Genomic DNA, 15,099 nt, shown 5'->3' with positions numbered 1-15,099 from the left:
TCACCCTTTTCGTCCCACATGACGCATCAGCACCGGTGGCGAATGTACGCCATGTCCACTACTCGCCGCCGCCAAGTCTCCACAAACCCCTGCCTTTTAGGAAAGGCTGAGCGGTCATCCGGTACCGAATTCCGGACTCTCTCTTTCTTTCACCTACAGGGATGCTGATGACCAAGGAATCCCCCAGCTCCATACCCGGGGCGAGACGCGCGGCGCGCATCGCAGCCGCTGCCGGTCTGGTGGCCGCACTGGCCGCCTCCGGCGCCGCCCCGGTCTTCGCCGCCGACGCCCCGGTGACCACTCCGGTGAAGCCCGCCGCCACCAGCGACAAGGGCGACAAGCTCGGTGAGGCCGACGCCGATGTGCTGGCGAAGGCCGAGGCCAAGGGCGAGAAGAACATCACGATGATGGTCGCCACCGCCCCCGGTGCGACCGAGCAGGTCACCGAGCAACTGGACGCCGTCAAGGGGTCCGTGCTGGGGCAGACGTACGACAAGCTCGGCTATGTCCGGGCCACCGTGCCGACCGCGACGGCCGAGGCCACCATCAAGGCGGCCCAGAAGCTGTCCTCGGTGTACGGCATCGATCTCAAGCAGGAGATCAAGCTCGACGACCCGACGCCCACGGGCGACCGGGCCGCCGGTGCGAAGCAGACGAAGTCCACGGGCAGTTACCCGGCGCCCGGCAAGAACACGCCGGCGAAGAACCCGTACAACCCGTCCTTCGAGACGGGCGCGGTCGACTTCGTCCAGCAGCACCCGAAGGCCGACGGCCGCGGTATCACCATCGGTGTCCTGGACTCCGGTGTCGACATCGCGCACCCGGCGCTGCAGAAGACCACCACCGGCGAGCGCAAGATCGTCGACTGGGTGACCGCCACCGACCCCGTGAGCGACGGCGACCGCACCTGGCTGCGGATGACCGCGGCCGTGGCGGGTCCGACGTTCACCATCGGCGGCCGCACCTACTCGGCGCCGGAGGGGTCCTACAAGATCCAGATCTTCTCCGAGGCCGCCACCCTGGGTGGCGACATGGCCGGGGACCTGAACCGGGACGGCGACACCACCGACAAGTGGGCCGTGCTCTACGACCCGACCGCCGGTACCGTCCGCGTCGACCTGAACGACGACGCGAACTTCGCCAACGACGCCGTGCTCCAGCCGTACAAGGACAAGCACCAGGTCGGCTACTTCGGTACGGACAACCCGGCGACGCAGATCGTCGAGCGCATCCCGTTCGTCGTCGAGACCCGCAAGGACGTCGTCTTCGACGCGGCCGGCACCAAGGCCGACTACGTCAACATCGGCGTCATCGAGAGCGAGCACGGCACGCACGTCGCGGGCATCACCGCGGCCAACGGCCTGTTCGGCGGCAAGATGAACGGCGCGGCGCCCGGCGCCAAGGTCGTCTCCTCGCGTGCCTGCACCTGGTCCGGCGGCTGCACCAACATCGCGCTGACCGAGGGCATGATCGACCTCGTCGTGAACCGCGGTGTCGACGTCGTCAACATGTCGATCGGCGGCCTGCCGCCGCTCAACGACGGCAACAACGCGCGCGCCGAGCTCTACAAGCGGCTCATCGACATCTACGGCGTCCAGCTGGTCATCTCGGCCGGCAACGAGGGCCCGGGTGTCAACACGATCGGTGACCCCGGCCTCGCCGACCACGTCATCTCGGTCGGCGCGTCCATCTCCAAGGAGACCTGGGCCGCGAACTACGGCTCGAACGTCACCAAGAAGTACGACATGCTGCCCTTCTCCTCGCGCGGTCCGCGTGAGGACGGCGGCTTCGCGCCGATCCTGACCGCTCCGGGTGCGTCCATCAACACCACCCAGACCTGGTTCCCCGGCGGTCCGGTCAAGGAGGCGGGTTACACGCTGCCCGCCGGTTACTCCATGCTGCAGGGCACCTCGATGTCCTCGCCGCAGGCCGCGGGCGCCACGGCGCTGCTCCTGTCCGCCGCGAAGCAGAAGAACATCGAACTGCCCCCGGCCGACCTGCGCACCGCGCTGACCAGCACCGCCACCCACATCGACGGCGTGCCCGCGCACGCCCAGGGTGCCGGTCTGATCAACATCGTCGGTGCCTGGAAGCAGATCGAGAAGCAGGGCGCCCCGGCGCACGAGTTCTCGGTCAAGGCCCCGGTCGACACCGCGATCGACTTCGCGCTGAAGACCCCGGGCTTCGGCACCGGCCTGTACGACCGTGAGGGCGGCCTGAAGGCCGGCCAGAAGAAGTCGTACGACGTCACCGTCACCCGCACCACGGGTCCGGACCGCGCCGTCGCGCACAAGCTGTCGTGGAAGAACAACGACGGCACCTTCAAGCTGGCCGGTTCGAGCACCGTCTCGCTGCCGCTCGGCAAGCCCGTGACCGTCAAGGTCGAGGCGAAGCCCGGCACCGCCGGTGTGCACAGCGCGATCCTGCAGGTGGACGACGCCAAGACCGTCGGTGTCGACCAGCAGATTCTGGCCACCGTCATCGTTTCCAAGGACCTGGTGAAGCCGGGTTACGCGTTCTCGACGACCGGCTCGGTGCAGCGCAACGGCACCACGTCGTACTTCGTGAACGTCCCCGAGGGTGCGGAGACGCTCGAGGTCGCGATGAGCGCCCTGCGCTCGGGCAGCCAGACGCGGTTCATCTCCATCCACCCCTACGGGGTCGCGGTGGAGGACAGCTCCACGATCTTCTGCTACCCGAACTACGAGAACCCGGCCAACACCTGCCGTCCGGACACGCGGTCCTACAAGGCCCCGCAGCCCGGCGTCTGGGAGATCGAGGTCGAGTCCCGTCGTACGTCGCCGCTGCTGGACAACCCGTACAAGCTGGATGTCTCGCTGCTCGGCGCGTCCTTCGACCCGGCGGTGAAGACCATCGCCGAGGCGAAGATCGGCACCCCGGCCGCGGTGGACTGGAAGGTCACCAACAACGCCGGTGACCTCGAGGGCTCGCTCAAGGGCGGCTCGCTGGGTTCGGCCAAGGTCGAGCGTCCGTCGATCTCCACAGGTGAGACGTACGAGACCACGGTCACCATCGGTGAGGGCGTCGAGAAGCTCGACTTCGCCATCGGTGGCACCTCGGACGCCAACGCCGACATCGACCTGTACGTCTACAACGGCGACACGGAGGTCGGTGCGTCCACGACGGCCGGCTCGGAGGAGTCGGTCAGCCTGGTGAAGCCGGCCGCCGGTACCTACACCGTCGTCATCGACGGCTACGCGGTCCCGGCCGGGACCACCGAGTACGACTACCGCGATGTGTACTACGCACCGTCGCTCGGCGCGATCAACGTCGACGAGTCGAAGGTCGTGACCCTGGCCAACGGCGCGTCCGCGCAGGTCGGCGCCGAGGTCGTGGTCGCCGGAGCGGCTCCCGAGGGCCGTCAGTTCTTCGGCGAGGTACACCTGGTGAACTCCCGCGGCACCGCGGCGGGCACCGGCAGCGTCGTGATCGAGAAGGTCACGCCGTAACGGTCTGAAGTACCTGAGCAGCGGGGCGGGCGCTCTTCCGGGAGCTCCCGCCCCGCTGTGCGTCATCCGGGGTCCGTGCATTCCAGGGTGCGCGAGGCGGGCAGCGCGGCCGACATCCACTGCCAGGCGGTGGCCCGGTCCTCACCGGTGAAGGAATCCACCGGCTCGCCCGGGAAGCGCGAGACGATCACGACCATGGGCCTGCCCGGCCGGAAGTAGTCCGCCTCCTCGCCCGGGACGACGAACGAGGTCTCCCGCGGCCCCCGGTCCGGTTTGAGGTACCGGTCGACGGTCAGTACGACCCGTACGAGGCCGCCGACCCGTTCCTTCCGGCTGACCGTGCCGTCCGCGACGACCCGCGCGCAGGCCATCATTCCCTCCCGGCCCAGTTTGGCGTCGCCGTGCTCCCCGGACGGCTGGGCGACCGACCAGAGGATTCCGGTGCCGGCCAGGCCCGCGGCGATCACCACAGAGGCGGCGAGCGCGAGGGGCCCCTTCCGCACCCACCGGGGACGCGAAGGCGTGAGGGTGCCCTGTGCGCCGTCCGGGGCGGCCAGCCGGTCCCCGATGAGGTGCAGCTGCTCGCGGAGCTCCGTCATGTCACGCCTCGCGGCGTCGTACCGCGCAGCGGCCGGTGCGTCGCCCGGGTCGGGCGCGGACTGCCCCAGCAGTACGGCCATCAGCTCGTCGGACCCGTCCGTGTCCATCGTCACACCACCTCGTCCGCGTGAACCCGCGCGAGCCGCTCGCGCATCGCTCGGGCCGCCACGTGCAGGCGGCTCTTGACCGTTCCCTCGGGGATGCCCAGCTCCGCCGCGATCTGCGGTACCGAGAGGTCCGCGTAGAACCGCAGGACCAGGGCCTGGCGCTGCGGTGCCGGCAGTTCGTCCAGCCCCTCGGCCACCGTGAGAGCCAGCAGGCGGGCCTCCTGACCGCCCTCGGTCCCGGAATCGGCCGGGCTCAGCGCGGCGAGCCGGGCGCCGACCCGTTCCTGTCGGTTCCTGCTCCGGTGCCAGTCGGCGGCCAGGTTCGAGGCGACCACGGCCGCCCAGGCGCCGATCTCCCGGGGGGCTTCCCGGCCGCTCGCCGAGCGCTCCAGGAGGCGCAGCCGTATCTGCTGCACACCGTCCTGCAGGTCGGAGTACGGAACTCCGCCCAGAGAAAGAACCGCCCTGACGCGGTTCACCTGTGCCGGGCCCAGGGGGTCGTCCCCCGCACCGGCCGCCTTCCTTCCCAGCAAGGAGTTCCTCCCCCTGAATGTGTTTCCCCTCTGACGCGGGAGCGCGCCAGAACGTTCGCCCGGGACGTCGCCGTCCGCCTGCCGGACAATGGATTGGACAAGGAAGCCGTGGACATACGCATCATGGAGCGGCAACCGTGCCCGTTCGTACGTTTGAAGGAGTCCCTGTGAAGGTCGGAATCGTCGGCGCCACCGGTCAGGTCGGCACAGTCATGCGCAGGATCCTGGCCGAGCGGAAGTTCCCCGTCGCCGAACTGCGGCTCTTCGCCTCCGCCCGCTCCGCGGGCTCCACGATCACGTACGAGGGCACGGACATCACCGTCGAGGACGCCTCCACGGCCGATTACACGGGTCTGGACATCGTGCTGTTCTCCGCGGGCGGCGCGACGTCGAAGGCCCTGGCCGAGAAGGTCGCCGCCCAGGGTGCCGTCGTGATCGACAACTCCTCCGCCTGGCGCAAGGACCCGGAGGTACCGCTGGTGGTCTCCGAGGTCAACGCGCACGCGATCGGCAACCGCCCCAAGGGCATCATCGCCAACCCGAACTGCACGACGATGGCCGCCATGCCCGTGCTGCGCCCGCTGCACACGGAGGCAGGTCTGGAGACGCTGACCGTCGCCACGTACCAGGCGGTGTCGGGTTCCGGCGTCGCCGGTGTCGCGGAGCTGCACGGCCAGGTGTCCAAGGTCGCCGCCGACGCGGACAAGCTCACGCACGACGGCGGCGCGGTCGACTTCCCCGAGCCGGGTGTCTACAAGCGTCCGATCGCCTTCAACGTGCTGCCGCTGGCCGGCTCGATCGTCGACGACGGTTCGTTCGAGACGGACGAGGAGCAGAAGCTCCGCAACGAGTCCCGCAAGATCCTGGAGATCCCGGAGCTCAAGGTGTCCGGCACCTGCGTCCGGGTCCCGGTCTTCTCCGGCCACTCCCTGCAGATCAATGCCCGCTTCACCCGTCCGATCAGCGTCGAGCGCGCCTACGAGCTGCTGAAGGACGCCGAGGGTGTCGAGCTCTCGGAGATCCCGACCCCGCTCCAGGCGGCCGGCCAGGACGCCTCGTACGTGGGCCGCATCCGGGTCGACGAGACCGTCGAGCACGGTCTCGCGCTCTTCGTCTCCAACGACAACCTGCGCAAGGGCGCGGCGCTGAACGCGGTGCAGATCGCGGAGCTGGTGGCGGCGGAGCTCAAGGGCTGACCCTCCCACTCGTGAAAGGGCGGCCCCCGGTGTCCGGGGGCCGCCCTTTCGCATGCCTCAGAGGGCGAGGTGCCGCCGCAGAGCCGCGTCGATATCCGTCATGCGCTGACGGGGAACGGTGCCGACCTGCCGTACGAACCGCTCCTCAGCCATCGCGCGTACCTGCTCGCACTGCACCTTGGAGTCCTTCGTCAAACCTGTCTCCCCGGCCTGCAACAGCACCTGGAAGGGATAGATCCGAGCAACGTTCGAGGTCAGTGGTACGACGGTGACCACTCCTCGCCCCGTTCGCGCCACCACGGCGTTCGCTCCGTCGTTGGAGATGATCACCGAGGGGCGGGCCTTGTTGACCTCACTGCCGCGGACGGGCTCGTAGTCGACCAAATAGATGTCACCGCGTTTCATCGGCGATCCCGTCCCCCGAGAACCGGTCCCAGAACACGGCGTCCTCGCTCGCGTCCCACTCGGCGAAGGCGGCCTCGTAATCGGCCTCCAGGTTGGCGGAACGCAGCAGCTCGATGGCGGCGTGTATCACCGCCGACCGGGAATCCGCCTCGGTCTTCGCGGCGTACTCGTCGACGAAGGCGACATCCTCCTGCGGCAAGCTCACACTGATCTTCATGCCCTCTATCCTACCAAGGGTAGGAACTAGCTGGCTACCGGAGCAGCAAGGTGCGGGTACTACCCGCGTCGCACCTCGAAGTGGAAGCAGCCGTACTCCACGGCCCGCACGTGCACCAGCGCCACCTCCGGGTCGGCGAAGGCTTCCGCGAGGGCCTCGTCGTAGCCACGCTCCTCGTCGGCCGGGATCTCCAGCAGGCGGCCGCCCACGATCGCGCCGTCCGCGTCGTAGCGGCGGACCGTGCGCAGCGAGCCCGCCCGCGAGAACGGGTAGCCGTCCGGGTCCGCCGCCGGCCCCTCGCACTCCTCGGCGTGGATGAAGACCGGGCCCTGCTCGTCGTACGCCCCCGGCCGGGCCCAGGTCTCCGCCGCCCAGCGCCTCAGCGGGGCGTACGAGACGAGGGCGATCCGCTCCCCCGGCCCGGCGGCGCGCAGGCAGCAGCGCAGCGGTTCGCCGCCCTCCTGCGCCGTGTACGGGACGCAGGGCCGGTCCGCGTCGTCGGTCTTGCGGAGGTCGTCGAGGGCGGTGGGGGCGATCGGTCGTGCCTCATAGGTGGTCATGCTCCGAGGGTGGCCCGAACGCCTCCACCGGTCCGGCGGAAAACGGACATCGCGCTGCGCGTACCCCACGTGGAAGGATGGCCAAAAACATCGCATATCAAGGAGATGACCGCGTGCCTGGCACGAATCTGACCCGCGAAGAGGCACAGGAGCGGGCGCGCCTGCTGACCGTGGACGCGTACGAGATCGATCTCGACCTCTCCGGAGCGCAGGAGGGCGGCTCCTACCGGTCCGTCACCACCGTGCGCTTCGACTCCGCCGAAGCCGGCGCGGAGACCTTCATCGACCTGGTCGCCCCGGCCGTGCACGATGTCGTTCTGAACGGCAAGGCGCTGGATGTCGCCGCCGTCTTCCGCGACTCCCGGATCGCGCTGAAGCACCTGCAGGCGGGTTCCAACGAGCTGAAGGTCGTCGCCGACTGCTCGTACACGAACACCGGTGAGGGACTGCACCGGTTCGTCGACCCGGTCGACGAGCAGGCCTACCTCTACACCCAGTTCGAGGTGCCGGACGCCCGCCGGGTGTTCGCCAGCTTCGAGCAGCCCGACCTGAAGGCGACGTTCACCTTCACCGTGAAGGCGCCGTCCGGCTGGACCGTGATCTCCAACTCACCGACGCCGGAGCCCAAGGACGACGTCTGGTCCTTCGAGCCGACGCCGCGTATCTCCACGTACATCACGGCCCTGATCGCCGGCCCGTACCACGCGGTGCACAGCAGCTACGAGAAGGACGGCCAGTCGGTGCCGCTCGGCATCTACTGCCGTCCGTCGCTCGCCGAGTACCTCGACGCGGACGACATCTTCGCGGTCACGCGGCAGGGCTTCGACTGGTTCCAGGAGAAGTTCGACTACGCGTACCCGTTCGCCAAATACGACCAGCTCTTCGTCCCGGAGTTCAACGCCGGCGCGATGGAGAACGCGGGCGCGGTCACCATCCGCGACCAGTACGTGTTCCGTTCGAAGGTCACGGACGCGGCGTACGAGACGCGCGCCGAGACGATCCTCCACGAGCTGGCCCACATGTGGTTCGGCGACCTGGTCACCATGGAGTGGTGGAACGACCTCTGGCTGAACGAGTCGTTCGCCACGTACACCTCCATCGCGTGCCAGGCGGACGCCGAGGGATCGAAGTGGCCGCACTCCTGGACCACGTTCGCCAACTCCATGAAGACGTGGGCGTACCGCCAGGACCAGCTGCCCTCGACGCACCCGATCATGGCGGACATCCGGGACCTCGACGACGTCCTGGTGAACTTCGACGGGATCACGTACGCGAAGGGCGCCTCGGTCCTGAAGCAGCTCGTGGCGTACGTCGGCAAGGACGCGTTCTTCAAGGGCGTCCAGGCGTACTTCAAGGCGCACGCCTTCGGGAACACGCGCCTGTCCGACCTGCTGGGCGCGCTGGAGGAGACCTCCGGCCGTGACCTGAAGACCTGGTCGAAGGCGTGGCTGGAGACGGCCGGCATCAACATCCTGCGCCCGGAGATCGAGACGGACGCGAACGGCCACGTCTCCTCCTTCACCGTTCTCCAGGAGGCCCCCGCCCTCCCCGTCGGTGCGAAGGGCGAGCCGACGCTGCGTCCGCACCGGATCGCGATCGGCTGCTACGACCTCGACGAGGCCGGGAAGCTGGTCCGTACGAACCGGATCGAGCTGGACGTGGACGGCGAGCGCACGACCGTGCCGTTCCCGGCGGGCACGGCACGCCCGGCGGTCGTCCTGCTCAACGACGACGACCTGTCGTACGCGAAGGTCCGCCTCGACGAGGAGTCGCTGGCCGTCGTCACGGAGCACCTGGGCGACTTCGCCGAGTCCCTTCCCCGCGCCCTGAGCTGGGCCTCCGCCTGGGACATGACGCGGGACGGCGAGCTGGCGACGCGCGACTACCTGGCGCTGGTCCTCTCCGGGATCAGCAAGGAGACGGACATCGGCGTCGTCCAGTCGCTGCACCGCCAGGTGAAGCTGGCGCTGGACCTGTACGCGGCGCCAGAGTGGCGCGAGGCGGGTCTGACCCAGTGGACCGAGGCGACGCTCGCGCACCTGCGCGCGGCGGAGCCGGGCAGCGACCACCAGCTGGCCTGGGCCCGCGCGTTCGCGGCCACGGCCCGCAACCCCCAGCAGCTCGACCTGCTGCAGTCCCTGCTGGACGGCACGGAGGACATCGAGGGCCTGGCCGTCGACACGGAGCTGCGCTGGGCGTTCGTGCAGCGGCTCGCCGCGACGGGCCTCCTGGACGAGGAGGAGATCGCCGCCGAGTACGAGCGCGACAGGACGGCGGCGGGTGAGCGCCACGCGGCGACCGCACGTGCGGCGCAGCCGTCCGCGGAGACGAAGGCCGAGGCGTGGGCCTCGGTCGTCGAGTCCGACAAGCTGCCGAACTCCCTCCAGGAGGCGGTCATCGGCGGTTTCGTCCAGACCGACCAGCGTGAGCTGCTCGCCCCGTACACGGAGAAGTTCTTCGCCGCGGTGAAGGACGTCTGGGACTCGCGCAGCCACGAGATGGCCCAGCAGATCGCGGTCGGTCTGTACCCGTCCCTCCAGGTCTCCGGGGCAACGCTGGACGCCACGGACGCCTGGCTGGACTCGGCCGGGCCGAGCGCGGCGCTGCGCCGGCTGATGTCGGAGTCCAGGGCGGGCGTCGAGCGCGCGCTCAGGGCTCAGGCTGCCGACTCGGCGGCAGCGACCGCGTAGGCGGTGGAAACCGCCCGGCGGGCAGGCGCTGTTGCGCAGCCGTCCGCCGGGCGGGGTCGGGGGGGAGAGGGAGCCGGGGGCGCAGCCGTCAGCCGGCCGACTCCTCGTAGCGGCGGGCCAGTTCGGCCGCTCCCGCTTCCGTCGGCGTGCCGTGCAGGCGCATCCGGGCCACGCCGCCGTCGGGGAAGGTGTCGAGGCGGACGTGGGTGACCACGGCCTCGGTGTCCAGGACGAAGCGGTGCAGGGTGTCCGGCTGGAGCCGGGTGCGCGGGAGGATCTCGAACCACTCGCCCGTGTCGCCGTCCCGGCCGTGGAGGGCGATCCAGCCGGCCGCGTTGCCCTTGAGGCAGGCCGTGTCGATCTCGACCGCGCGCACCGCGCCCTGGGCGGGAAGCCGGAAGCGTACCCAGTCGTTCGTGTCGCGGACCCGGCGGCGGCGGTTCTCCCAGCCGTCGTCCATCTTGCGGGAGGTGCCGGGCAGGATGATCTGGGCCGGTGAGGAGTAGAAGCGGTCGGAGGCGTCCTCGTACGTACCGCCGTTGAGGATCGAGAGCAGGTCGACCGTGCCCAGCGCGGCGAGCCAGGCCGGGTCGGGGACGACCTCGCCGTGGACGCGGAGGCGGGCGATGCCGCCGTCGGGGTGCTGGCAGAGGCGGACGTGGGTGTAGCGCCGGTCGCCGGTGATCTCGAAGGCGTTGGCCGCGTGGCCGCGCACGGGGGTCTGCGGGACGATCTCCTCCCACTTCACGTCGTCGGCGAGGAGCTGCTCGGGGCTCGGGGCACCTTCGACGGCCGTCGCCTGGACCGAGACGCGCTGCGGGTAGTTGCCGCGGAAGTGGGCCGTGTCGACGACGATGCCGCGGATGATGCCGGGGGCGCCCAGGCGGACGATCGCCCAGTCGTGCTCCCCGGGGGCGGGGAAGGGGTGGTCCGCGTCCGCTCCACGGCGGCGGCGGGTCTCCCAGCCGTCCATGATCTTGCCCTTGTGGCCGAAGCGCTCGGGGTCGAAGACGGCGGGTTCACGGATCAGGAGGTTCTCGCGCTCGGCGAAGAACTCGTCGTTGGCGGCGATCACGCCCGCGCCGAGGCGGCGGTCCGCGAGGTCGACGAGGTCGGTGAACGCGAGGCCGGTGGCGGTGCGGTAGTCGGCGTACGGGTCGCCGCCGCCGTAGGGGGCCGCGTCATTGGCGTGGGGGTCGGTGTCCTGGAATGTGCTCTCGTTCGCGTCGAAGTTCATGCGACGACTCTCGTACGGGGAGACCCATCAGGTCCATCGAAAGTTTTCGTACAGTTCGTTCAGTTCTGCTTAACAGCGATCTGCTCCAGCGCTGCCAGTACCCGTGCCACCGCCGGCCCCCGCTCGGCCCCCTGCCGTACCGCCGCCACCACATGGCGGCGTGGCCGGTCGGCGTCCAGGACCCGCATGGCCACACCCTCGCGCGGCCGGTCGGCGGCCGACGCCATGCGGGGAATCAGCGCGACGCCCATGCCCGCCTCCACCATGGCGAGGATCGCGGTCCAGCCGGACGCGCTGTGTGCCTGTTCGGGGACGAAGCCGGCCGCTTCGCAGGCGGCCGTCGTGATCTGCGACCAGGGGCCCGAACCGCCGAAGATCCAGGGCTCGGCGGCGAGGTCCGCCAGGCGCAGGCCCGGGGTCCGGGCGAGGGGGTGGTCCGCGGGCAGTGCCACGTCCAGCGGGTCGGCCAGCAGCGGAACGAGGGTGAAGCGGGGGTCGCGGGCCGTGGGGGCGTGCGCCGCCAGGGAGAGCGCGAGGTCCACCTCGCCCGCAGAGAGCAGCTCGTACGCCTGTGCCGCCTCCGCCTCCCGTACGCGGACCTGGGGCGAGGGCCGGCGGTCGGCGGCCAGGAGCCGGACGGCCGGTACGACGAGGGCGGGGACAGCCGTCGAGAAGGCGCCGACCCGCACCTGGCCCGCCTCACCGCGCAGATAGCCCGTCAGCTCGGCGTCGGCCTGCTCCAGCTGGGCGAAGACCGCTTCGGCATGGCGCAGCACGAGGTGCGCGGCGTCGGTGAGCCGGACGCGGCGGCCCTGTGCCTCCAGCAGGGGGACGCCGAGCTGCTTGGCCAGGTTCGTGAGCTGCTGCGAGACGGCCGACGGGGTCATCAGGAGAGCCTCGGCCGTCGCCGTCACCGTGCCCCGGTCGCGCAGGGTACGCAGGATGCGGAGCTTCTTGACGTCCCACTCGGTCATGGCCGAAACCTACCGGGATCCGGACATGCGGGTGCGCCGCGCGGTACTGCGTACCGGCGGCGCACCCGTGAAGAGCGGAGTGGCGAGAGGTGCTAGGCCTGCTTCTTGGACTTGTCGAGGACCATGACGAGGCCCACGATCGCCAGGAACAGGACGATGGGCGCCGCGACGAAGAGACCGAGGGTCTCCATCACGTTCAGCCCCGTACCCGGGTCGTCACCGTCGTCGCGGGTGAGAGCGAGCGCGGGGGACGACATGAGCAGCATCATCAGCGTCGTACCGGCCGCGACGGCGCCGGCGCGCATAGCGTTCTTCTTGTCCACGGTGCAAACGTAGCGAACGCCTGCGAGCGGCGCGCGCCCGGGGGTGCCGTACAGGCCCTACGGCCGGTCCGCGCCAGGTCTCAGAACCTCCATCAGCCTGTGCAGCCGGGGTGATGCGGCGATCTCCTCCAGGGTGACCGGATGGCCCTCCGCATCGGCGATGGGCAGGCGCCAGTTGGGGTACTGGTCCCAGGTGCCGGGGAGATTCTGCGGGCGGCGGTCGCCCACGGTGTCCGGGAGCCAGACCCCTGCCATCCGGGCCGGGGTGAGCAGCAGGAAGCGGTGGACGGCGCGCACGGCGGCCTCCTCGTCGCCGTCGCCCTCGGGCAGCAGCCGGAGCCTCGCCAGATAGGCCAGCCACTCGGCGGTGTCCGTGGCGTCCTCGGCCAGCTCCTGCTCCAGGGGGCGGGTGAGCAGCCCCAGCCGGTGGCGCAGCGTCACGTGCTCACCCGTCAGCCGGGCGGCGGTGGAGGGCAGGTCGTGGGTGGTGGCGGTGGCCACGCAGTCCCGGCGCCAGCGCTCGGGGGGCAGCGGGCGCCTGGTGCCGTCCCAGTCGCGCTCGAACCAGAGCACGGACGTGCCGAGCACCCCGCGCCGGGCGAGCGCCTCGCGCACTCCGGGCTCGACGGTGCCCAGGTCCTCCCCTATGACGACGGCACCCGCGCGGTGCGCTTCCAGGACGAGAACGGCGAGCATCGCCTCGGCGTCATGGCTGACATAGGTGCCCTCGGTGGGCGGGCTGCCCTCGGGCACCCACCAGAGCCGGAACAGGCCCATGACGTGGTCGATGCGCAGGGCGCCCGCATGAGCGAGGAGGCCGCGCAGGAGGCCGCGGTAGGGGGCGTAGCCGGATGCGGCGAGCGCGTCGGGGCGCCAGGGTGGCAGCCCCCAGTCCTGGCCGTGCGCGTTGAAGGCGTCCGGGGGCGCTCCGACGGACATGCCGTGCGCGAAGGCGTCCTGCTGGGCCCAGGCGTCGGCCCCGTCGGGGTGGACGCCGACCGCGAGGTCGTGGACGATCCCGACGGCCATCCCGGAGTCCCGCGCGGCGCTCTGGGCCGCGGCGAGCTGGGTGTCCGTCAGCCAGGCGAGCCGGCAGTGGAAGTCGACCCGCTCCAGGAGATCGGTGCGGGCGCGGGCGCTCTGCGGGGAGCGCGGGTCGCGGAGCCCCTCGGGCCAGCCGCGCCAGTTCGAGCCGTGCACCTCGGCCAGGGCGCACCACAGGGCGTGGTCCTCCAGGGCCTGCCCCTGCTCGGCCAGGAAGTCGCAGTAGGCGGCGCGGCGGCCGGGGGTCAGCGGGACCTGGACGATGAGCTCCAGTGCCTGCTTCTTGAGCTCCCAGACGGCGTCACGGTCGATGAGCGCCCCCTTGTTCAGGACGGCCTCGCAGAGTGACGCGGCGTCCTGGCGCAGGTCGTCCAGCGTCGCCCGCTCCGATACGTGCCCGTACTCCGGCACCGACTCGATGTGCAGGTGGACGGGGTCGGGGAAGCGCCGCGAGGAGGGGCGGTAGGGGGACGGGTCGGTGGGCCTGCCGGGCACGGCGGCGTGCAGCGGGTTGACCTGGACGAAGCCGGCCTGCAGGGTCCGTCCCGACCAGGCGGCGAGGTCGGCCAGGTCCGCCAGGTCGCCCATGCCCCAGGACCGGGCGGAGAGCAGGGAGTAGAGCTGGACGAGGAAGCCGTGCGTGCGGGCGGGCGGCTGGGGTACGCGGTCGGGTGCGACGACGAGCGTGGCCGTGGCGTAGCGGTGGTCCGGGGCACGGACGGTCAGCCGGTGGACGCCCAGGGGCGGTTCGCTCCACCAGGAGGGCGTGCGCGGCGCGTTCCCGGCCCGGGGTGCCGCGACGGCCGCCGGGACCTTCATCCGCAGCGGGGGCGGCGCCTCCGTGCTTCCCGGTTCGCTCTCGGGCTCGATCGTCAGGGTCACGCCGGGCGGCAGCGCGGCCAGGGCGGGCGGCAGCGGCTCCCCGGCCCAGGTCACCACCGTCGGCGGGAGCAGGCGGGAGGCCGCTGCCGATTCGGCGGCGACGAGTGATCTCCCCACCCCCGCGGGAGTGGCGGCGTCGACGCCCAGCGCGGCGAGCACGGCCTTGACCGTGTCGTCGGGGACGGACACCGTGACATCCGCGGACGGGGAGAAGGAGGTGGCGACGCCGTGCAGTGCGGCGAGCCGGGACAAGCCCATTCAGACTCCTGGGGACTCCATGCCCCCTGCGGTGCCGGGTGCTGTCGGCTCGCTGGTCAGAGGGGCGACGGCGGCGAGCGGTGGCTCGCTCGTGAGCGGGGTTGCATCGGCGAGCGGTGGCTCGCTGGTCAGCGGGGCGTCTTCGGCGAACCCTTGCTCGCCGACGAGGTGGGAGACATCGGCGAGCGGCAGCTCGCTGATCATGAGGGGCACGACATCGCTCAGGGGCGGTTCGCTGGTCAGCGGATCACCGGTGAGCGGATCAGGACCCGTGGGGCTCGGTACCTGTTTGGAGAGGGCGGAGAGCAGAAGCTGCGCGGAAGCGGGCACGGTGGCCTCCTGGCCGTGGACAACAGGACACAGCAGGCCTACCCAGCGGGCGCGGGAGCAGGCGTGGACGTGACGTAGGCGTTATGACAACGAGCCCAACGTGCCGTGGGTCACATACCGTTCCCGCGTACGTCGGGTATGGGCTGTTTTCGGCCACTCGACGCCCCTCTCGGTGATGCGCGCCGACCGCATCATGCGACACATCCGGCATATGCGTCACAACGGCCACGCGCATTGACACCCTCGCGCCCGGGTGGTGGGCTCGGAGCCCAC

12 protein-coding genes and 1 pseudogene are annotated in these 15,099 nt (G+C 70.7%); 3 read left to right on the top strand and 10 right to left on the bottom strand.

Features of this window, described 5'->3' with window-relative positions:
• The first annotated feature begins 161 nt into the window (after positions 1 to 161).
• On the top strand, positions 162 to 3,470 hold the full coding sequence (locus OG257_RS25390) for a S8 family serine peptidase (RefSeq protein ID WP_329211052.1): 3,309 nt from the start codon (positions 162 to 164) through the stop codon (positions 3,468 to 3,470).
• A 62-nt stretch (positions 3,471 to 3,532) separates the two neighbouring features.
• Here the strand turns inward: OG257_RS25390 and OG257_RS25385 are convergent, their stop codons facing one another.
• A complete protein-coding gene (locus OG257_RS25385) occupies positions 3,533 to 4,177 on the bottom strand; it encodes a hypothetical protein (RefSeq protein WP_329211051.1) in 645 nt (214 codons plus the stop codon).
• A 2-nt stretch (positions 4,178 to 4,179) separates the two neighbouring features.
• Positions 4,180 to 4,710 (bottom strand): RNA polymerase sigma factor, encoded by a 531-nt coding sequence (locus OG257_RS25380; protein WP_329211049.1) that lies wholly within the window; start codon positions 4,708 to 4,710, stop codon positions 4,180 to 4,182.
• A 167-nt stretch (positions 4,711 to 4,877) separates the two neighbouring features.
• Between OG257_RS25380 and OG257_RS25375 the strand changes: the two genes are divergently transcribed.
• The gene (locus tag OG257_RS25375; protein ID WP_329211047.1) at positions 4,878 to 5,906 is read left to right on the top strand and encodes an aspartate-semialdehyde dehydrogenase; all 1,029 of its coding nucleotides are present in this window, start codon (positions 4,878 to 4,880) and stop codon (positions 5,904 to 5,906) included.
• A 57-nt stretch (positions 5,907 to 5,963) separates the two neighbouring features.
• On the opposite strand, the gene OG257_RS25370 is transcribed toward OG257_RS25375, so the two are convergent.
• Genes OG257_RS25370 through OG257_RS25360 form a run of 3 tightly spaced genes read right to left on the bottom strand, consistent with a single transcriptional unit; the run spans position 5,964 to position 7,088 of the window.
• Positions 5,964 to 6,311 carry a type II toxin-antitoxin system PemK/MazF family toxin gene (locus OG257_RS25370; protein ID WP_329211045.1) on the bottom strand — a complete coding sequence of 116 codons (348 nt, stop codon included), beginning with the start codon at positions 6,309 to 6,311 and terminating at the stop codon, positions 5,964 to 5,966.
• On the bottom strand, positions 6,298 to 6,528 hold the full coding sequence (locus OG257_RS25365) for a ribbon-helix-helix domain-containing protein (RefSeq protein ID WP_329211043.1): 231 nt from the start codon (positions 6,526 to 6,528) through the stop codon (positions 6,298 to 6,300). Before OG257_RS25365 ends, OG257_RS25370 begins: the two co-directional genes overlap by 14 nt.
• A gap of 59 nt (positions 6,529 to 6,587) precedes the next feature.
• The gene (locus OG257_RS25360; protein ID WP_329211041.1) at positions 6,588 to 7,088 is read right to left on the bottom strand and encodes a DUF1203 domain-containing protein; all 501 of its coding nucleotides are present in this window, start codon (positions 7,086 to 7,088) and stop codon (positions 6,588 to 6,590) included.
• 113 nt (positions 7,089 to 7,201) lie between these two features.
• Between OG257_RS25360 and pepN the strand changes: the two genes are divergently transcribed.
• Positions 7,202 to 9,778 (top strand): aminopeptidase N, encoded by a 2,577-nt coding sequence (gene pepN / locus OG257_RS25355; RefSeq protein ID WP_329211040.1) that lies wholly within the window; start codon positions 7,202 to 7,204, stop codon positions 9,776 to 9,778.
• A gap of 88 nt (positions 9,779 to 9,866) precedes the next feature.
• Here pepN and alc read toward each other — a convergent pair whose 3' ends face one another.
• From alc to OG257_RS25330, 5 genes and pseudogenes are all read right to left on the bottom strand, one after another.
• The gene (gene alc / locus OG257_RS25350) at positions 9,867 to 11,015 is read right to left on the bottom strand and encodes an allantoicase (protein WP_329211038.1); all 1,149 of its coding nucleotides are present in this window, start codon (positions 11,013 to 11,015) and stop codon (positions 9,867 to 9,869) included.
• Positions 11,016 to 11,074: 59 nt separating this feature from the next.
• Complete coding sequence (locus OG257_RS25345; RefSeq protein ID WP_329211037.1) at positions 11,075 to 11,989, bottom strand: LysR family transcriptional regulator; 915 nt, start codon at positions 11,987 to 11,989, stop codon at positions 11,075 to 11,077.
• A 92-nt stretch (positions 11,990 to 12,081) separates the two neighbouring features.
• Positions 12,082 to 12,312 (bottom strand): hypothetical protein, encoded by a 231-nt coding sequence (locus OG257_RS25340; protein ID WP_443054482.1) that lies wholly within the window; start codon positions 12,310 to 12,312, stop codon positions 12,082 to 12,084.
• A pseudogene (malQ, locus tag OG257_RS25335) lies at positions 12,258 to 14,496 on the bottom strand (4-alpha-glucanotransferase). Before malQ ends, OG257_RS25340 begins: the two are co-directional and overlap by 55 nt.
• Entirely contained in the window at positions 14,497 to 14,826 is a 330-nt protein-coding gene (locus tag OG257_RS25330) for a hypothetical protein (protein ID WP_329211033.1), read from the bottom strand.
• Positions 14,827 to 15,099 lie beyond the last annotated feature (273 nt).

Source organism: Streptomyces sp. NBC_00683, assembly GCF_036226745.1.
Classification (GTDB): domain Bacteria; phylum Actinomycetota; class Actinomycetes; order Streptomycetales; family Streptomycetaceae; genus Streptomyces.
The sequence above is the reverse complement of the archived record's forward strand: the minus strand, read 5'-3'. Positions and strand labels throughout refer to the sequence as shown.

Excerpts from the sequence above, each read along its gene's own strand:
- OG257_RS25390 (WP_329211052.1), top strand. The coding sequence starts at position 162 with ATGCTGATGACCAAGGAATCCCCCAGCTCCATACCCGGGGCGAGACGC.
- OG257_RS25385 (WP_329211051.1), bottom strand. The coding sequence starts at position 4,177 with ATGGACACGGACGGGTCCGACGAGCTGATGGCCGTACTGCTGGGGCAG.
- OG257_RS25370 (WP_329211045.1), bottom strand. The coding sequence starts at position 6,311 with ATGAAACGCGGTGACATCTATTTGGTCGACTACGAGCCCGTCCGCGGC.
- OG257_RS25365 (WP_329211043.1), bottom strand. The coding sequence starts at position 6,528 with ATGAAGATCAGTGTGAGCTTGCCGCAGGAGGATGTCGCCTTCGTCGAC.
- OG257_RS25360 (WP_329211041.1), bottom strand. The coding sequence starts at position 7,088 with ATGACCACCTATGAGGCACGACCGATCGCCCCCACCGCCCTCGACGAC.
- alc (WP_329211038.1), bottom strand. The coding sequence starts at position 11,015 with ATGAACTTCGACGCGAACGAGAGCACATTCCAGGACACCGACCCCCAC.
- OG257_RS25345 (WP_329211037.1), bottom strand. The coding sequence starts at position 11,989 with ATGACCGAGTGGGACGTCAAGAAGCTCCGCATCCTGCGTACCCTGCGC.